Origin of the sequence: Novosphingobium sp. NPDC080210 (assembly GCF_050281025.1) — a bacterium.
Taxonomy (GTDB): domain Bacteria; phylum Pseudomonadota; class Alphaproteobacteria; order Sphingomonadales; family Sphingomonadaceae; genus Novosphingobium.
In genome coordinates, this window is the sequence record NZ_JBNNWL010000003.1 from 122,216 (window position 1) to 137,071 (window position 14,856).

Here is a 14,856-nt window from a genome sequence, read left to right on the forward strand (position 1 = left end):
GAAAGGGAGCGGAATGATCACGGGGGAAGCAGCAGGCCTGTCCTGGGCCGACTTCGCGGAACGGGAAGGCGCGCGCTTTACCATGAAAGTAGAGGGGGGAACCTGCGATCTGGTTCTGGAGGCGGCGGAGCAGTTCTCCCGCTCCGCCCGCCCCGGCGGCGCATTCCGCCTGGCCTTTCGCGGCCCGCGCGACCCGGTCTACCCCCAGGCCATCTACCGCCTGGAAGCACCCGGCTTTGCGGGCGAAATTTTCCTCGTCCCGATTGCCCAGGACGCTTCCGGCACGCTTTACGAAGCGATCTTCAACTGATCGGGGCGCCCGCTGCGCGGCGCATGAATTCGTAGATGCCGTGGTTCTCGACCGGCTCGAACCCAAGCCGCTGGTAGAGCCTGCGCGCCGGATTCTGCTGCTCAACGAAGACGGTCAGGCCCTTGCCGGACCGCGCTGCGTGCGAGGCCAGGTCGCGCAGCAAGGCTCCGCCCAGGCCGGTGCCCCGCATGGAAGGAACCAGCGCGATGTCGATGATGTGCAGATCGTCCGCCTTCTCGTCCCAATAGAGCCGCCCGATCGGCTGCCCGGCCTGTTCCAGGATTCGCCAAGCGGCGTGGCCAAAATGCGCCTGGTAATGGGCATGTTGCGCGGCGTGCTGCTGGTGCAGGAATTGCCGCTGCATCTCCACCGGCCAGCCTGTCGCCGCCACCTCCTCGGCGCGGGTCGAGGCGTAAAGCGCCTCCAGGAACGGCAGGTCATCTTCCGTCACGGGCCGCAACACGATCGCAAAGGGCAATGCAGCATCTAGCGGGAAATGCACGGGACCGGTCCAGTTCAACAACGATGGGCAGTTTGCGCCAAGAACCTTTTCGTCTCAATAATTTAGGCGAATATTCCGCTGGATAAACAAGCGGTTGTCGCATAAGCTCCGCTGGTATCGGGGAGAGGTCGCATGGCAGAGCCGTTCTTGGGCGAAATCAGGCTGGCGGGTTTCAGTATTGCACCAAAGGGCTGGGCCCTGTGCGACGGGCAGATGCTGCCGATCAACCAGAACCAGGCTCTGTTCTCCCTGCTGGGGACAACGTACGGCGGTGATGGCCGCACCAATTTCGGGCTCCCCAACCTGCGCGGCAGGGTCCCGATCCATTTCGGCGACGGTCGTTCCATGGGGGAAGCCGCCGGCGAAGAATTTCACACGCTGACCGTCGCGGAAATGCCGGCCCACAGCCATAGCGTGCTGGGCACGGCCACCGACGCCAGCCAGGCGGTGCCCAACGGCAACCTGCTCGGTTCCTACAACAATGGCTATGGCGCGCCCGCCAGCCTGGTTTCGCTGGCCAATTCGGTCGTTGTGGGAATCGGCGGAAATCAGCCGCACGAGAACCGCTCCCCCTACCTGGTCGTCAACTACATCATCGCCCTTCAGGGCATTTTCCCCTCGCCCAACTGAAGAGGCACCCATGGCCCAGCCCTATGTCGGCGAAATCAGAATCTTTGCAGGCAATTTTGCCCCGGTTGGCTGGGCGCTCTGCGATGGCACGCTCATGTCCATTGAAGAGAACGAGACCCTGTTTCAAGTGATCGGCACAACCTACGGCGGGGACGGTCGATCGACCTTTGCACTGCCTGACCTGCGCTCGCGCTTTCCGGTTCACCAGGGGCCCAACTATGGCATGGGTCAGTCCGGCGGTGTCGAAACGGTGACCTTGTCGACCGAGCAGATGCCGGCGCATACCCATCCCTTGCAGGCATCCACGGCGACGGGCAGCCAGGCCTCTGCCTCTGGCGCAGTGCTGGCTTCGGGATCGAGCGTCTCGCTCTATCGCGCCGCCACGGCGAGCGCGCCGCTCGCGCCAGAGGCAATGCGCTTCACCGGTGGCTCCCAGCCGCATGACAACATGCAGCCCTTCCTCTGCATTACTTACATCATCTCTCTTTACGGGCTCTATCCGTCCCCTACCTGATAAGGACTGCCTGCGATGTCTGATCCATTTGTCGCCGAAATCCGGATCGTCGGGTTCAACTTCGCCCCGACCGGCTGGGCTTTCTGCAACGGACAGATCCTGCCGATCTCGCAGAACACGGCGCTGTTCTCCTTGCTAGGCAATACCTATGGCGGCAATGGCCAGTCGACCTTTGCGCTTCCCAATCTTCAGGGGTCGGCAGCGATCGGCAGCGGGCACGGGCCGGGCCTGAGCCCAAGGAACCGCGGCGAGCAGGGCGGGTCACCCAGTGTCACACTGATCCAGGCCGAAATGCCAGGCCACACCCATACGGTCCAGGCGGCCGGCTTTCCCGCCAGCGCAGCCGTGGCCAGCGAGGGTGCATCCATCGCCCGCAGCGGGGGTGGCTCCGCCTATGCCCCGGTCGACAGCAACGCCGCCGTCTTCGCTCCGCAAGCCGCGCAAGTCGCAGGGGCCGACCAACCGCACAACAACATGATGCCCTACCTGGCGCTCAACTTCATCATTGCCCTGCGAGGGATTTTCCCGGCACGCCCTTGATCTGACCCCAGGGCGCCTCACATGTGCAAGCGCTTGCCATGGATGCGGACCGCCATTTCATCGGGGTGCCGGACGCTGTCGTCCCGCCCTCGGAGTGAAACCGCATCTGACCAACCTCTCTTTTCCGGCAGAGAGCGTTCGAGCAAATGCGCCAGTTGCGGTTAATGCGCCTCTCCGGGGCTCAGTGCCTTGTCAGGGCGGGGGGCAAGCCAGACGGACAGGATCGCGATCAGGAAAATGGCAAAGCTGAGCGCAAAGACGTAATGCGCCGCGCCGGTCAGGGCCTGGATTTCGACAATGCCTTCCAGTGCGGAGTAGCTTTGCCCCGGGGTCAGTCCGGCGCCCTGCATGGCTGCAGCCGCGCCGCTGGCATCATTCATTCCCTGAACGAATTCTGCCCTCTGCGCCCGCGCATTGTTGATCCACAAGGTTGATGCCGTCGCAGTCGCCACTGCGCCCGCTACCGTTCGGCTGAACGTGACGATCCCGGCAGCGGAAGCGACCTGGTCAGTCCGCACGGCGGCGATCGACAGAGCCGACAGGCCAACAAAGAAGAACGGCATGCCCAGCCCCTGCAACAGCTGCGGGAGGGCCAGCGACCAGAAGGTTGATTCCGTATTCCAGGCCAGCCGCAATAGCGTGGTCAGGCCAAGCCACAACATCCCAAGGCTGACGGTCAGGCGCACATCGACCCGGTTCAGCAGTCCAGCGGCCAGAGGCGCGACAAGGATTGCCAGAACCCCCTGAAACCCCGTCACCAGCCCCGCATTGGTCGCATTGTAGCCCAGCGCTTGCTGCATCCACAGCGGCACCAGCACGACCGAGGCAAAGAAGGCGCCATAGCCCAGCGACATGGCCAGAGTGGATGCCGCCAGCGTCCGGTCGCGCAGCAACCGGATGTCGACCACCGGATGCGGTTCATACCACTCCCAGATCACGAAAGCGGCAAATCCGATGGCAGCCACGATCGCCATTGCCACGACGGTGCCGGAGTTGAACCAGTCATGCTCGCGCCCGGTTTCCAGCATGATCTGGAAAGCGCTGACCCAGACGATCAGCAGGAACAGGCCGGTCTTGTCGAGCGGGGGGCGGGCGATCCCGGTTTCATAGCGGCCCAGGCTGCGCACAAAGGTCAGCAGGCAGAAGGCGATAACCGGCAGATTGATGAAGAATATCCAGTGCCAGCTCCAGTTGTCGCTGATCCAGCCGCCCAGGATCGGGCCAAAGATCGGCGCGGCAATCGTGGTGGTGGCCCACAGACCCATCGCCATCGGCACCTTTTCCGGCGGAAAGATGCGGGTCAGCATCGCCTGGGTCAAGGGCATGATCGGGCCGCCGGAAAGCCCCTGCAAAACACGGCTCAGCACCAGCAGTTCGATACTGGGAGAAATTCCGCACAGGAACGACGACAAGCCAAAGCCCGCGACGCACAGGATCAGGGTACGAACCGTCCCGAAGCGTGCGGCCAGCCAGCCGGTCAGCGGCACGGTGATCGCTTCGGCCACGGCGTAGGAGGTCAGCACCCACAGTCCCTGGCTGGGCGACACGGCCAGCCCGCCGGAAATATGCGGCACCGAAACGTTGGCAATCGTGATATCCAGAACGACGATGAAATTGCACAGGGCCAGCGCAAAGGCGGCCAGGAACAGGGCGAGCCCGGTCAGCGGCACCGGCGTCGATGCTGCGCTGCCGTCAATAGTCTGGCCGGACCTTGCCATCGTCTCAGTCCCGGGTATCGATCTCGGCCTCCATCGAGGCTCCGATCGGCAGCGGGTGCTTCTTCAGCTCGGCAGGATCTAGCGCGATGCGCACCGGAATGCGCTGGACGACCTTCACCCAGTTGCCGGTCGCATTCTGCGCCGGGATCAACGCGGTGGCAGCACCCGATGCAGCCCCGACGCCGACAACCTTTCCGGTAAATTCGATGCTGGAGCCATAGAGATCCGAAGTCAGCCGCGCACTTTGGCCAATCCGTACATCGCGCAACTGGGTTTCCCGGAAATTCGCATCGACATAGACCTGCGCCAGCGGGACGATCCGCATCAGCGGGGTTCCGGGTGCTACCTGCTGGCCAGCCTGAACCTGACGCTGTGACACGACGCCGGCAATCGGCGCGCGGATTACCGTGCGCTCAAGGGTCAGGCGCGCCGCTTCTAACCGGGCGCGGGCCGCGACAACGTCGGGATCGGCCTCGATATTGCCAAAGCCAGTGATCACGGCATTGGCCTGCGCGCTCCCGCTTGCGGCGGCGCGGCCTGCCTCTGCGGCATTCACTGCGCCGAGTGCGGCGTGGTAATTGGCCCGTGCGGTTGCAGCAGCCGCTTTGGCCTGGGCCAATTCCTCGCCAGCGACCGCGCCCGAAGCGACCAGGCCTTCGCGCCGCGCCAAGGCATCATTGGCCCGGCGCAGCTCGGCTTCACTGGCCGCAAGGCGAGCGCGAGCCTGGCCGATATCCGCCGTAGCCCCGGCAACCTGGGCGCTCAGGCTGCGGCCATTGGCCTGGGCCTGCATGAAGCGTTGCCGCGCCTGGCGCAGGGCAGCCTCGGCCGAAGCCAGTTCAACCCGGGCATCGGCATCATCCAGCCGGACCAACAGGTCCCCGGCCTTTACCGTCTGGGTGTCAGTGACCCCGACCTCCACGACAGCGGCTGCAATTCGCGGGGTGATGACTGCTGAATCCGCAGCGACATAAGCATTGTCGGTGCTGACCATGCCGCGTTCGAACAGCAGATACCACAGGCCCCAGGCCGCAGCCGCCAGAACGACGACCAAACCGAGGCGCAGCAGCATGGTCTTGCGGCGGTCGGCCGGCGGAGCATCGCTGTCGGTGGCCAGATTGCTTGCGCTGTCGGGGGTGTTCATCGGTTCAGTTCCGGCTTGTGTTCAGGGGTTTCGGCAAAGCCGCCTCCCAGGGCGGCGGACAGAGCAATATCGGCCTGCTGGTTGCGGGTATTCAGGGCGAGCAGCGCCGCCTTTGCCGCGATCAGCGCACGCTCTGCGGCAAGGGTTCTGCGCATATCTTCCAATCCGGCGGCGTGGCGCTGCCGGGTTGCGGTCAACTGGCGCTGCGCCGCGTCCACCGCGTTCTGTGCCGCGGCGATTTGCCCCACCAGGCTGGCCTTGCTTGCCGCAGCATCGGCCACTTCGCGAACAGCCGCGATCAGGGCCGCGTTGTACAGCGAAACCGCCTCGTCATATTCGGCCCGCGCCGCGCGGTATCCAGCCCGCGCCGCACCGCCGTCGAAGATCGGCAGACGCAGGGCGGGACCGGCATTGGCGGTCAGCGACGATTCCTTGAACAGATTGTCCAGCCCGATGGCCTGAAAGCCGACAAGGGCGGCAAGATTGATATCCGGGTAGAAGGCGGCGCGCGCGACACCGATCCGCGCCGATGCACTTTCCGCACGCAGCCGGGCCGAAACCAGATCGGGACGGCGACCGACCAGATTGAGCGGCAGATTGCCGGGAAGCGTAAGCCCTTGCTGTGCCGCAAGCTGGGGCCGCTGGATCAGCTGGCCGCGCTCCGGTCCTGCCCCTACCAGCGCGGCCAGGGCATTCCGGTTCAAGGCGATGGCTTCGTCCAGCGCCATCAATTCGGCTGTGGCGCGGGCCAGCTGCCCTTCCGCTTCGCTGACAACCGCGCTGTTTTCCAGACCGCGTGCCTGCCGTGACTGAAGCAGTGCGAGTTCGTTTCTGGCATTCTGCAATCTGGCTTCGGCCAGGTCCCGGCTGGCGAACAGGCCGCCCAGATCGGCATAGGTCGATGCGATTGCCGCCTGGAGCAGAAGGCGTGCCTGGGCCACGTCAGCCTGGGCGCTCATGGCGGCGGAAGTGGCTGCGGCAAGGGCAGACCGTTTGCGCCCCCACAGATCGAGATCGAAGGCCAGAAGGGCGCCGATCCGGCCTTGATCGCGCAAGTCTCCCGGAATCAGGCCAGGCGGGAAACCCTGGTTCTGGCTTTGCCGGATCGCACCGGCACTGCCCTCGATCCCCAAGGTCGGCATGGTCGCCGCTTTAGCCTGGGCCTGAAACGCGAGCGCGCGGCGCGCTCTGGCCTGGGCGACGGCAAGATCGGGCGAGGCATCAGTCGCTTCTTCCATCAGGCGGTCCAGCTGCGGGTCGCCCATGGCCGTCCACCAGCGATCGGCCGGGAATGAGCCTGCCCAAGCCTCAGGCCGGTCGCCAAGGGACAAGGTTGCCGGATCGCGCAGGGCAGGCGGCGCATCCAGTTGCGGAATGGACGCGCAACCGGTCAGCGCCAGCATTGCCAGCAAAGCGTGAGAGTGCCTGATCATAAAACCGTACTACGCAGTATCATTGCGGTGCATGTCAGAAATATGCGGGCGGTTGTCAATGCAAATGATACTGCGTAGTATCACTGCATGGCCGAAAAAGAGCATGGAGCGGGAGGTGCGCGCCGCAAGGCAATCCTGGCGACGGCGCGCGAGATGTTTCTTGACCAGGGTTACAAGCCGGTTTCCATGTCGGCCATCGCAGCGCGGCTGGGTGGCTCCAAGACCACCCTGTGGTCCTACTTCCGCAGCAAGCCGGTTCTGTTCATGGCCGTCGCCGAGGATCTGGTGGGCGAATATGCCGAGTTCATTTCCGCGTCGCTGGTCCTGAGCCAACCGCTGGACCGCTCCCTGACCGTGTTCGGAGAACGCCTGCTGGCCGCACTCACTTCGCCTCCGATTACCGCGCTGATGCGCATTGTGACGGGCGAGGCGCGCGACATTCCGGGGCTGGGGCAGATGTTTCACGAACAGGGCCTGGCCCGGGGCTGGCGGATCACGGCCGAATATTTCGCCGAACTTCAACGGCGCGGGCTCCTGCGCAGCGACGCCGACCCGTTCCGCGCCGCCCAGCACTTCATCGCGCTGTGCCAGTCCGGTTGTTACCAGATCCACATGATCGGCAATCAGTTGCCACCCAGCGCCGCAACGATCGCGGCAGATGTCGACGGGGCAGTCGAGGTCTTCTGCGCAGCCTATGGTCAGCAGCCAGACTGACCTGGCCGCCACCGAAGACGTTTCTGTAATTTCCCTTTTATAAATACCACGAGCGAAAATATAAGTATAATCACGTAGTGGTATTTACATTATAAGTACTTTATTTGCCCCAATTAATCCCGGTCAATTTAATTGACGGCAATCCGCAATCATTTCATATTTGATTCAAATTCTCCGAAGCGACTCTGGGGAATGGACGCGGACGCCACTTTGGAGAGGGCCGGGATGCCTGTTTTTTCGTTAGCTCGACCGTTCGATAATCTCCAATCCCTGGCGGAAATGCAGGCGATGGCGCTGGTCAATCACCTGGGAACGGACCTGTCCGCCTGGCGCGAAGGGCGCGATCTTGAACAGCGCAAGGTTGCCAAGGAGCAGCAGCTGGAAGAATTCCGCGCGGGACTGACCGGCGTTGCGGCAGAAGCCGAAGAGTGCGGACCGCTGATCGAGAAAGCCCAGAAGGCCGTCCGCCTGGCAACCTTTGGCACGGTTGCGGCTGGTCTTGCCCTGTTCCTGGGGCTTGTCCCCGGCCTGGGCCTTGTCGCCATCCTGGGCCTTATTGCCGCGGTCGGGCTGCTGATTTACCGCAATACCAACCAGAAGGCCGCCAGCGCGGCAATGGCGCGGCTTGACCAATGCCGCGCCCGGGAAGCCACCCTGAACCAGGAAATTTCCGGAGCCGCCGCGGCAATTAAGAAAATCGGCGAGGAAATCGTCTCGCGCGCGCAGGCCTATCCCGAAGTTGCCGTCGCACCGGTCCGGCTCGCGGTGGAAGTGGCCAAAGTCGGCGAGCGCACCGTCCTGCTCGACAACGCCGGTTTTCATGCAGACGCGCGGCTGCAAGTGCTCGACCCCCGCCCCATCAAGAAAAAGATCAAGAAGATCAGGCCGGAGATCGACAAGCTGCGGAACGTACCCGCCATGCTCTCCGTGCAGGACGGCAAGGCATACGAAGACCCGCTCAACACGCTCTATGGCGAGGAAGATCGCATTGCCGATCTGGTCGACACCTTCTCTGCGGGCCTGGGGGACCTGGACAGGATCGAGATTGGCCTCCCGCTGGTAGAAAGCAGCAGCACGCTGGCCCAGCGGCTGGGCAACGGCGAACTGGATCCAGTGCTGTCCGACAGCGCCATCATCCTGAAGGACACGGAAGCGACGGACCAGATCGAAGGCTTCGTCGACCAGCTGAACGATGCGAAAAAGGATGGCTCCGACGTTCTGGCCGGGATTCAGGAAGTGTCCGAAGGGCTCGGCGAGATTTGCGACCGGTACAACACGGCGCGGCAGGATTCCATCAACACGCTGCACGCCAATCTGCTTGAGGTCCTGGGCAAGGCGCATTGGTGCAATCGCCGCTTCTATTGCCCGCGCACGATCATGTCGCCCGCCTATATCCAGGACCTGATCGGCATCGACCTGGTCGACGCCCACCTCTTGCCCATTCACGTCCTGCTTGAACGCCTGCGGTCCGAGCCGGCAATCGCCCGCCGCCTGGATGGTTCGCCGGATCTGCCGCAGCAACTGGTGGGGCAGCACGAGGCGATCCACCAGATTTCGGCACAGGTCGGCTCGCTCGATATGGCCGGCGATGTTTCGGCGAACGAGCGGGCGCGGATATTCAACGATGAGGAAGCCGAGCTGATCAAGGCGTTCAGGCTGACGCTCCAGAAGGCGATGACCGGCGCGTCCCGGCCGCTGCTGGCCTTTTCGAAGGAGTCGGTGCTCTACTTCGATCCGGAGACGGAAGTCTGGGAATCGCGGACCAGCCCCTATTCCTACTCCACGCTTGATGTGGCGCGGTATGGATCGGTGGTGAAGGTCTATTCCGACCTGCTCGTCCCCTTGTGGGAGAACCTGTGGACCGAGAAGGCCGATTTCCGCAAATCGGAACTGTTCCGGACCAACGAAGCCATGATCTCCATGTCCGAGAAGGAAACGGAGAAGCTGATCGACATTGCCAACCAGTTCCGCGCGGACATGCGGACGGTTCGCGAGAATACCAACATCTTCCGGGCAGAGCTGACTTCCAAGATCGAGGAAGTGCGGGAATTCCGGTCGAGCATGGATCGCATCGGCCTGCTTTCGGACAACCTCAAGACCACCTTGAGCGACGAACGCATAGCGGCACTGGACGTGGAAGGCGGGGATACGGCCTCGATCGACAGTTACGAGAACATCCTGACCTACAAGCCGCAGGCCCAGGCCGAGGCGCGGGGCACGGTGCACGACCCCATCGATTATGTGCGCGAACCCGGCATCGTCATCCGCCCGCTACCCGCCGCCCGGCGGCTGGCCCTGACCGGCGGAGAGCAAAATGGCTGAGGGCGGAGTCAGCTCTTACCAGCTGCAGAGCGCAATAAGCAGTCTCAGAAGCCAGCTTGAGGCGGAAATCCGCAGCGTCGAGCAAAAAGTCTACAGCCTCCAGAACGAGTTGCGGAGGGAGGTCGAACGACTGGAGAGAGAAATGCGAGAGATTGGGGACCGGATCGTAGGCGCGATCAATCAGCAGACAGCTGCGATCGTTGGCGGCGTTGCTGCAAACACGGTCATGATCGAGACCCTGAAGGGGCGGGTCGAGGACGAATTCGGACGGACAATCGAAAAGCTCGATTCCCAGATCGAATCCGCCTTGCAGGTCGAGGTCGTCAAGAAGATCGCTGACGCCAGCTCGATCAGCAGCAAGCTGACGGCCTTCGTGGGCGACATTTACTCACGCTACGAGAAGGCGCTGTTCAGCTCAGCGGCGAACCGCGAACTGTACAACGTCAACTTCAGGAAGATAACCGACGAGTACGAGAACAAGATCCACACCATCGGTCAGCACATCTTTGAAGTGCGCGACCAGGACATTGCGCCCGTGCTGGAATCCGCCAAGGTTCCCTATGAACTGACCCATGGCCTGTCCATCGAGATGGACATTGCCCGCCTGTCCGCCCGTTCCCAGAACCTGGACGAAACGGTCGGCCTGCTGCGCGAATCCCGGGTCAGCGAAGTGCTGTCTTCGCTCGATCAGCTGGAAAGCGACCTGGCCGAATTTGCCCTGCCTTGCGCCCCCCCCGCTGCCGAAATCGAACTGTGCGTAGAGGGGATCGTGACCCATTCATCGACGCAAAGTTCGCTCCACGCCGGGATGAAGGCGCAAAAGGTGTCCGGCGGGAATGCGGTCAATCTGATCCATGAAGCGGGCCTGGGCATCTACAGCTCGCCGGAAGGCCGCCGGCGCGTGGTTTATGAGCTGGAAAAAGCCGATCTGCGCTCCGCCAGCGAGGACGAGGTGGCGGCAATCGCGGCTGCCGCAGAAGCCCTGGCAGAGCGCAAGTTGATTTCGGCAGAAGCGCGCGATCAGCTCGCCGACTTCCTCCGGGCGGGCAAATTGAAGGTTCTGGGAGCGTAGCATGGCGGCAGCAAAAGGCAGCAACATTGTCATCGACAAATCGGTCGCCGGCAGTGTCTTTCCCCAGTCGGAAAGGGACATCGTCTTTCCGGTCCTGATCGACGGCAGCGCCAATGCCGTACGGGTCGAAGGCGCGGTCTATGGCCGCGAACTGCAACTTCGCGGTGACGTGCGCATCGACGGCCCGGTGGTCGTTCGCGGCGACGCGCGTATCACGCCGCGCGGCGCGGTGGTCCGGCTCAATTCCGGCATCACGGTCAACGGATCGATGCGCGCCGTGCCAGAGGGCGATGATCTCGGCCTGCTTGAGGCCATCCGTTCGGCACGGTTGATCCTGCGGGGCGACATTACGGTGAACCAGAACCTGTCCCTGCGCGATGCCATCGTCTTTGGCAGCATCCGCGCGGTCAACTGCACGCTGGAACGCTGCGTGGTTCTTGGCACCTGCATCGTCAGCGAGCAGCTGCGGGTGAGCAACAGCTCCATCGGCGGCTATGCCGCGGGCGAGGTGGAATTCGAAGGCGGCTGCATGATGATCCATGCACTCGGCGAAAGTAAGGAAAAGCCGCGATTCGTCCCCTTCGAAGCTCCGGATGGCACCATCACGCCAGCCGATGTCCGGTTCTATCCCTTGATGCGGTCGCACCAGAGCCTGCTCAACCGGAATGCCGCGGGTGAAAGTTCCGGTTCGGACGAAGCCAGGCTCTACCCCGATGTGGACTGGATCCTGACCGCTGCCACAGCCAATGCCGGCCTGTCGGAGGATGGGGACAACATCTACCAGAAGTGGGTTCTTTCCCTGGGCGGGCGCATCGCCGACTACTCGTCGATCCAGGATTCGATCCAGTCGCTGACCCGGATGCTCAAGTGCGGGTTCGAGTTCGAGCATTACCACCCCAATCACCGCCCCCGCCTTCTGAAGGAAGCCAAGACCGGCCTGACCCTGGAGGAACAGTGGATCCTCGATCAGGTCTGCACCCTGGAGGAAGTGTGATGGCGCGGGGCATTGTCGCCGCGTTCCTGGCGCTGGGAATCTGGCTGTTGTTCGGCGCGCCGACCAGTTTCACCTTTCGCACCGGCCTGGTCTTCCTGGCCCCGATCGCGAGCGGCTGGATGGTCATCTGGAGCGATGCGATCTTCCGCCTGCTATCTGCGGATAGCTATACCTATGCCCTGGTCGGCAAGACGCTCAACGGCTTCGCTTTCTTCATGACCCTGAGCAGCGCCCTCTGGGCCTACTACGGCTACCTACCCCTGGCCGCGATGGCCCATGTCAAGGTTCCGGCCTTCCTCTGGATCGGCATGTTGACCGGGCTGTTCATACCGCTTTGCCTGCCGCTGGCGACCGGCCGGTCGACGCCTCCCTTGCCCGGCAAGGATGTTCGTCGCGACTATGCGGACCCTAGCTGAAGCAAGGAATTACCATGGCCCTGGACTGGCTCAAGAAGTTCTCGATCAAGCAGGAGACGCGGTCGTTCTATATAGCCCGGCCGCCGGAATATGCCGAGCGCCTGATCTATCTGCATCCTGACCGCAGCGTTCCCCGCGGGGCGAAGCTGACGGTCCGGTCGGACGAATGCGCCCTGTTCTTCCGCGAGGGCAAGCTGATCGGCAAGATAGATACCGGAACGTACCTGCTGGATACGGCGAACCTGCCGTTCCTGGGCCACCTGATCGTGGACGAGTTCACGAATGCGAACCACTTCATCTGCGAACTGTTCTTCGTAACCACGCGCGAATGGGCGCAGTCGTTCGAAGACGTCGAAGTCGGCCAGTTCCGCGACAGCAATTCGCGCAACGTGGTGAAGGTGCTTGCTTCATTCGGCTATACGGTGCGAATTGCCGATCCGGCCCGGCTGATCATCGGCCTGGGCGGGCAGAACAAGGAATCGCAGGAACCGATCAACGAGGTCCTGCGCGGCCGCGCCGCGACAACCCTGCGCCAATCGGTTGCCCAGCGGGCGCAGCGCGCCGACATTCTGGATGTCGTCTCGAACATCGATGTCGACGCCATCGGCCAGGAACTGGTCACTGCGGCCCGCGCAGAGTTTCTGCCGCTGGGGCTGGACGTCATCCGCGCCTTCGACCTCAGGCTCGACCTCGACGACGAAAGCCGCGAGCGACTGGTCGAATTCGGGCAGATGGAGGCAAAGCTTGCCTATCAGGCGAAAGGCGCATCCATCGCCACCCAAGACGGTTTCGCCCACTTCAATGCCGTGCAGGGTCAACTCGCAGCGATGGAGGGGCTGGGCAAGGGCCTGAGCACCGGCAATAGTCCGATGCTGCTTTCGGGCAATATCGGCGGCCTGGGCGGGCCGAATCTGGCGCCAAGCTATGCCAACACCCGCCGCAACCTTGGGGCGGGTTCAACCCCCTTGTCGAACCAGGCCAGCTTTGTCCTGGTCGATGGCAATGGCGACAAGGGGCCCTTTACGCCCCGTCAGCTTGCGCTTGTGCTCATCGCCGAGGGACTGGATCCGCAAGCCACCACGATCCGCCGCACCGACGATCCGGAGACGATGGCCTTCGCCGCCGACCTGGAACCACTGGTCATGGCGGAATACAACAAGCGCAAAAAGCCAGAGGCATCGCCCAGGGCTTCATCCACCGTTGCGTCCGCTCCCTTGCCGAACGGGCAGTCGATCGACCTGCTGGAGGCGGCAATGCAGGCTGCGGCGGTGAACGGATCGGTTTCACCCGAAGCCCAAGCGACCCTGATCCAGATGGCCCAGTCGCTTGGCATTGCCAGCGACCCGCGCGAGGCTTCGCTGCTCATTCTGGGCCTGGCGGCCAAGGCTGGTCTGAACCTGGCCGATCCGGACGTGCAGCCATAGGGAGCAAGAGGTCAGTGCAAGATACCTGCGAAAACTGTTCCGCTCCGCTCAGCCCGAAAGCGCGCGTCTGTCTGCAATGCGGCACCATGCGGTTGCCTACGGCTGCTGTGGAGCCGGAGCCGGAGCCGGAGCCGGAGCCGGAGCCGGAGGCCGCAGACGAACTATCGTCCGAAGTGAACAGCGAGCCCGCGCCTGCGCCGGGCGAAGTGTTGGTGATCGATCCAGAAGAGGCAGAAGGGGCAGAAGAAGCAGACGAGCCGGAACAAGCGCAGCCTGAGCCATCCGAGCCTGAAGAGGCGTCAGCCCAGCGGGAAACCTACTCACAGCAGACCGAGCGCTCACGGCTTCCAGTGTCCCTGATCGTGGTCCTCCTTCTGGTGTTGGCAGCATTCGGGGCCATTTTCGGGTTCGGATCGGATTCCAGTCCGGACGAGGGCGCTGAACTGGTCAGCGTTTATGTCTCCGGGCGCGCCAATGCCCGCGATCAGCCCAGCGCCGAAGGTTCGACCGTCCTCGACACCTACGAGGTCGGCACCAAGCTGGCGGGGACCTGGGTCGAAGGAGCGAGCGACGCAAGCGAACGGTGGCTGAAGTTCGAGGATGCGGGGCAAACGCGGTACATCTGGGACGGCAATCTGACGGTCGCGCCGGTCACGGCTGAAACGACAGAAGCGCCAGAGCCTGAGCCGGAGGCGATTACATTTACTGAGCCCATAGCTCCCGGCGAAGCCATCCAGTTCGTCCGCAGCTATGTCGAGGCGACCAACAGCGAATCCGGAATGTCCGCAGCCGATGTCGTTGCCACATATTACGCTGACAACGTGTCCTACTTCGGCAAGTCGGTCGACCGGTCCTATGTCGCCGGCGAAAAGATCCGCTACGCCCGGCGTTGGCCTGACCGGACTTATGAAATCATGGAGGATACGGTCCAGACCGACTGCGGCCCCAGGGCCGGCACCTGCTGGGTCAGCGGCACCATGTGGTATTCCGCATCAAGCGATGCGCGCGAAGCCTATGGCGAAGGCTATGCCGAATTCAGGCTGGGCCTTGAGAAAACAGCTGCCGGGATCAAGCTGGTTTCCGAAAGTTCCAAGGTCATCGGCGACTGAACGCTCCTGCTCAC

15 protein-coding genes are annotated in these 14,856 nt (G+C 63.1%); 11 read left to right on the top strand and 4 right to left on the bottom strand.

The window, feature by feature from the left end; genetic code table 11:
• The first annotated feature begins 13 nt into the window (after positions 1 to 13).
• Positions 14 to 310, top strand: a complete 297-nt coding sequence (locus ACQKOE_RS09580; protein ID WP_427512582.1) for a DUF6916 family protein — start codon at positions 14 to 16, stop codon at positions 308 to 310.
• On the opposite strand, the gene ACQKOE_RS09585 is transcribed toward ACQKOE_RS09580, so the two are convergent.
• On the bottom strand, positions 303 to 812 hold the full coding sequence (locus ACQKOE_RS09585; RefSeq protein ID WP_427512583.1) for a GNAT family N-acetyltransferase: 510 nt from the start codon (positions 810 to 812) through the stop codon (positions 303 to 305). The two genes, ACQKOE_RS09580 and ACQKOE_RS09585, sit on opposite strands and share 8 nt — an antisense overlap.
• A 132-nt stretch (positions 813 to 944) precedes the next feature.
• On the opposite strand from ACQKOE_RS09585, the gene ACQKOE_RS09590 reads away from it, so the two are divergent.
• The 3 genes from ACQKOE_RS09590 to ACQKOE_RS09600 are packed head-to-tail and all read left to right on the top strand — an operon-like array spanning position 945 to position 2,496.
• Positions 945 to 1,442, top strand: a complete 498-nt coding sequence (locus ACQKOE_RS09590) for a phage tail protein (protein ID WP_427512584.1) — start codon at positions 945 to 947, stop codon at positions 1,440 to 1,442.
• A gap of 10 nt (positions 1,443 to 1,452) precedes the next feature.
• Positions 1,453 to 1,956 carry a phage tail protein gene (locus ACQKOE_RS09595; protein WP_427512585.1) on the top strand — a complete coding sequence of 168 codons (504 nt, stop codon included), beginning with the start codon at positions 1,453 to 1,455 and terminating at the stop codon, positions 1,954 to 1,956.
• A gap of 15 nt (positions 1,957 to 1,971) precedes the next feature.
• Entirely contained in the window at positions 1,972 to 2,496 is a 525-nt protein-coding gene (locus tag ACQKOE_RS09600) for a phage tail protein (protein ID WP_427512586.1), read from the top strand.
• A 161-nt stretch (positions 2,497 to 2,657) separates the two neighbouring features.
• Here the strand turns inward: ACQKOE_RS09600 and ACQKOE_RS09605 are convergent, their stop codons facing one another.
• The 3 genes from ACQKOE_RS09605 to ACQKOE_RS09615 are packed head-to-tail and all read right to left on the bottom strand — an operon-like array spanning position 2,658 to position 6,791.
• A complete protein-coding gene (locus tag ACQKOE_RS09605; protein WP_427512587.1) occupies positions 2,658 to 4,214 on the bottom strand; it encodes a DHA2 family efflux MFS transporter permease subunit in 1,557 nt (518 codons plus the stop codon).
• 4 nt (positions 4,215 to 4,218) lie between these two features.
• Positions 4,219 to 5,358 carry an efflux RND transporter periplasmic adaptor subunit gene (locus tag ACQKOE_RS09610; protein ID WP_427512588.1) on the bottom strand — a complete coding sequence of 380 codons (1,140 nt, stop codon included), beginning with the start codon at positions 5,356 to 5,358 and terminating at the stop codon, positions 4,219 to 4,221.
• On the bottom strand, positions 5,355 to 6,791 hold the full coding sequence (locus ACQKOE_RS09615) for an efflux transporter outer membrane subunit (protein WP_427512589.1): 1,437 nt from the start codon (positions 6,789 to 6,791) through the stop codon (positions 5,355 to 5,357). The genes ACQKOE_RS09610 and ACQKOE_RS09615 overlap by 4 nt, the downstream gene beginning before the upstream one ends.
• Positions 6,792 to 6,878: 87 nt before the next feature.
• On the opposite strand from ACQKOE_RS09615, the gene ACQKOE_RS09620 reads away from it, so the two are divergent.
• The 7 genes from ACQKOE_RS09620 to ACQKOE_RS09650 all read left to right on the top strand — a co-directional run bounded on the left by ACQKOE_RS09620 (position 6,879) and on the right by ACQKOE_RS09650 (position 14,842).
• Positions 6,879 to 7,505, top strand: a complete 627-nt coding sequence (locus ACQKOE_RS09620; protein WP_427512590.1) for a TetR/AcrR family transcriptional regulator — start codon at positions 6,879 to 6,881, stop codon at positions 7,503 to 7,505.
• A gap of 225 nt (positions 7,506 to 7,730) precedes the next feature.
• Positions 7,731 to 9,827 (top strand): hypothetical protein, encoded by a 2,097-nt coding sequence (locus ACQKOE_RS09625; protein ID WP_427512591.1) that lies wholly within the window; start codon positions 7,731 to 7,733, stop codon positions 9,825 to 9,827.
• Between the two features lie 142 nt (positions 9,828 to 9,969).
• On the top strand, positions 9,970 to 10,899 hold the full coding sequence (locus ACQKOE_RS09630) for a hypothetical protein (protein WP_427512592.1): 930 nt from the start codon (positions 9,970 to 9,972) through the stop codon (positions 10,897 to 10,899).
• A 1-nt stretch (position 10,900) separates the two neighbouring features.
• Positions 10,901 to 11,893, top strand: coding sequence for a hypothetical protein (locus ACQKOE_RS09635; protein WP_427512593.1), 993 nt, complete (start codon positions 10,901 to 10,903; stop codon positions 11,891 to 11,893).
• Entirely contained in the window at positions 11,893 to 12,309 is a 417-nt protein-coding gene (locus tag ACQKOE_RS09640; protein ID WP_427512594.1) for a hypothetical protein, read from the top strand. The genes ACQKOE_RS09635 and ACQKOE_RS09640 overlap by 1 nt, the downstream gene beginning before the upstream one ends.
• A 14-nt stretch (positions 12,310 to 12,323) precedes the next feature.
• The gene (locus tag ACQKOE_RS09645; RefSeq protein WP_427512595.1) at positions 12,324 to 13,733 is read left to right on the top strand and encodes an SPFH domain-containing protein; all 1,410 of its coding nucleotides are present in this window, start codon (positions 12,324 to 12,326) and stop codon (positions 13,731 to 13,733) included.
• Positions 13,734 to 13,819: 86 nt separating this feature from the next.
• Positions 13,820 to 14,842, top strand: coding sequence for a hypothetical protein (locus ACQKOE_RS09650; protein WP_427512596.1), 1,023 nt, complete (start codon positions 13,820 to 13,822; stop codon positions 14,840 to 14,842).
• Positions 14,843 to 14,856: the final 14 nt, after the last annotated feature.